2 protein-coding genes and 1 pseudogene are annotated in these 3,572 nt (G+C 36.9%); all 3 read right to left on the bottom strand.

Annotated features, from left to right (window positions below):
* Positions 1-940 (bottom strand): annotated as a pseudogene (locus tag GXZ17_RS09970) (hypothetical protein); the annotation flags it as partial.
* Between the two features lie 114 nt (positions 941-1,054).
* Positions 1,055-2,521: a hypothetical protein gene (locus tag GXZ17_RS09965; protein WP_409377134.1), complete on the bottom strand. Its 1,467-nt coding sequence runs from the start codon at positions 2,519-2,521 to the stop codon at positions 1,055-1,057.
* Positions 2,522-2,859: 338 nt separating this feature from the next.
* Positions 2,860-3,572 (bottom strand): GntR family transcriptional regulator (locus GXZ17_RS09960; protein WP_409377133.1); only part of this gene is annotated, 713 nt, incomplete at its 5' end.

Below are 3,572 nucleotides of genomic sequence, written 5' to 3'. Positions count from 1 at the left end.
ATGTACTTTTAATGAGAAAGCGATCTTGCAACTCGATTGAAACCCCATCTACAACGGGATTCGTGTTCCATCCCACGACAAATTTTCCAACTGAAGGAGAATCATAAAGTATATCTTCATTACTTTCAACAATTTGTGCTGTCTTAATTTTTTCGACAAATTTCTCGAACGAACCCCATTCATCCTCGCATCCACATTCTACTAGCCAGATGTTGTTGGGATTGTAACAGATTAATTCTCTACCAGCGTAAGGCCCACTTTGCCCAAAGGACATTCCATATTTTGAAAAGATGCCGACATACCCCTTTCTTGCTCTCGCAAATAACCACCTCCCTTCGACTTTTATTTCATCAAACTTTGAAGGCTCAAAAAAGCAGTGGTTCATCCAAGAAAATCTATTTTCATGCCAAATTAACGCGAGCACATTGCGAAACTGGATAGCCCTTGGAAGAGCTACATTCCCTGACCAATAATCGGGACGTAAACCTGGTCCTTCTTCAGAAGTATAGGGGCACGACCAAAAGATTACCGCTTTGTTCTCAAAGGTTAATTGTGCTACATGGGTTTGAGGAGCACAGTTCCCTTTTTGATAGTCTTGCAAGCTTGAAAGCATGTAATCGGGTGTTCGATAAATAACTAGATTAGCAGGAAATTCGAATCCTTGTCTCTGAAGAGATTCATTTGGAGAATGGTCAGCAGCTATCTTTGCTAGGATTTCTGGTGGTCTATATGTACTAGTAGCTAAGCTTACTGCTCCCATGCCAGTTCCACCCCATAAGCTTCCTTCTCCGTACAACAACCAATTGAGAGATCCAGTATATTGAAAATCCGGATATTTAACATAGGAAGCATATGTTCTTCCACAGGATGAACCAAAAATTCCATGAAATGTATCTTCGGCAAGGATAAAAAACATGTAGTCGAGCAGCTGTTTAACCAACTGCCGAAGGGTACAATCCTCCTGCGGGGCAAAGTCATAAACATTTGTTAAAGGAGCAAGATTAACAGTATAGTAACAATTTGAATTCCATTCATCGAAACCGAATTTGCCTCTCTACTTCAACCATTCACTAAGATACAATCTTCCCTTTGTAGCATGATACAGCCCTCGCTGATGACTATTGGTAAATTCTTCACTAGGGAACAACTGACCTGCAAGAAATTCTGCTGAGTGAAGAAGTAAACGATGATTCTCAGAACCCATATGCATTAGCGCTTCACCAGGCTCATCCACCCAATATCTAAAACCCAATATTACACTTTTCATAAGTTCTCTAACTTCAAATTTAAGACTAGGATTTTCTTTTTCCCAGTACATCAAGCGAATTATTGCTTGTAAAAGGAATTCTGAACAGTCCCTTCGTTCCATAATGAATTTACAGGTATCAATGATAACTTTTTCATCTATTTCCTCGTATAAACCTTGACTGTACCTGGCAACTTGAGCCCAAATTTGCTCACGTTGTCCCAAAATATATCCTGCAACAGGGCTCCAAAGTTCATCAAAAAGAAAATTTGGATTTTCAGTGAAATGTTCGAGCGTTCTTTTCTTTCTTTCATCAAAAAAATCAAAACCTTTAAGTGTTGGTGTAGGAACTATTTTTGCGATGTTGAAATCAGTACTCGTAATAAATTGCCCTTGGTCGTCTTCCCATATGCATTTTACCTCGTACTCACCATCAGGAATCTCTGCCCCAGAGCAGAAAACCACTTTATTTCCTTCATTTAAGGTTACCTCTTTAAGCATCCTACCGTCTATAGATAGCAGTTGTGCTTTTAATCGGACTTTAGGAATTAATAGTTTTTTAATTGAGAAACCAACAGTATGCTCCGGATAAAAAACATCGCGTTCAAGTCGAATCGAGCTTACTTCCTCTTCAATTCGATCTCGCAGTTCCTTTGTAATACCCTCGGGAAGGGGGCTGCAAGCTTCTATCTCATCATTGCATCTAAGAGAAAAACTCACCGAAGAAGTCCGCCCCATGCGGAAAAGTGCTACTGATACCGTGTTTAAACCAGCCATTAGAGTTGCATCGAACTTATATCTGTAAAGGTAACCATAACCAAACTCTATTGCTTCTATTGGTGAGTAATCTTCTGAGTCAAAGACCATTCTCCCATTAAAGCCAATCAAAGTACGTCCGCTTGTTAATAGTTCAAACTGTTTTACTCCTTTATGTTTTAGAGCAAAAGTAGTGGATAAGAAAACAGAACAACAATGATTGGAAAAATTATAACGACCCCAAGAAAAAATTCCTTCATGTTTTCGGAGTAACCTCCAATAATCACTTTTGTCAGCGAAAGATATTAATTGTCCTTCGCTCGCTGGAGACAAAAAAATCTTTTTTGCTTCTTCCACGATTTCAAGCATCACATCCTTTCCAGCAGAAGAATAAGGATTTTCGAAGAAAGTCATTGTTTTAACCTTATCAGACACATCTTGATAAAAGGGGCCCGCGACGATCCAAGGTTTGATTGCTTCGTGAGCATTAACCGTCAAATATAAAGGATTAGTGTTCATCTTCTTGCCCTCCAATACATTGAGCCGACACATCAATTAATTTTGCTTAAAAAGAACTTCTGCAATATTTCCACTATCTACCACTTTCTTAAGAGCTTATTGAAAAATAATATTCATAAGTACTTAAATCCTATGACAGAAAAAGACAGCCTAAGTTTAAATATTAAATTTTCATAACTTCCATTATAGAAAAAGCCTTTATGCTCTCCCAATAGGAAAAAACGCTATTCACAATGACATTTACATCACTTATCTTTTTTCGACAATTCAAAATAAAAAACATAAAAAATCCTAAAAATTGCTTCATAAACACAAACAAAGCTCGATATGGATCCATTTTATGATTCAATACCATTTTTAAAATAACTAGGGTATAATAGCTTTAGCTTATTGAAATCGATATCAATTTTATTTAAATGCTCTTCTATTGTTTTTTCACCATCAATAGGTTTGCTTTCCATAATTGCCTTTACTATTTTCTGGTGTTGTAAAATTATCTTGTCCAAACTAAAATTTGACGACAATTTAAGAATCCTAGTTCGATTAAAATCCAAACTTATCTGACTAATAAGAAACCAAATTCTTTCTTTGTTACAACCTTCAAAAATAATACGATGAAATTCCTCGTCGAGGTGGAACAGTCTCAAATAATTTTTTTCCTTCGCACAGAAATTTTGTGCGTTGAGGTTAGATCTCAATTCGAAAAGCAAATCAGATGGAAAATTTTGACAGGCTATCTTCATAACTGCTTTTTCCAGATTCTCTCGTGTAAATCTTGCTTCTTCAACTCTATCTAAGTCAATCAAAGAAACCCGTGTACCTCTTTGAGGGTAAACCTCAAGCAACCCTTCTTGGGTCAACTTAATAAACGCTTCTCTAACTGGCGTTCTGCTTACACCAAATATTTCTGCGATTCCTTTCTCAGTAATGTTTTCTCCTGGTTTAAGCTTGATCTCGACGATGTTCTTCTTTAACGTTTTATAGATATACTCTTTAGTAGAGCTAGTAGATGTTTTATTTGTAATAAGTAAATCCATGATTCCTCCTCGTT

This window comes from Candidatus Sordicultor fermentans (assembly GCF_012728195.1).
Lineage (GTDB): Bacteria > Atribacterota > Atribacteria > Atribacterales > Caldatribacteriaceae > Sordicultor > Sordicultor fermentans.
Note: the sequence above shows the minus strand (reverse complement) of the source record. Positions and strands in the feature narration are given on the sequence as shown.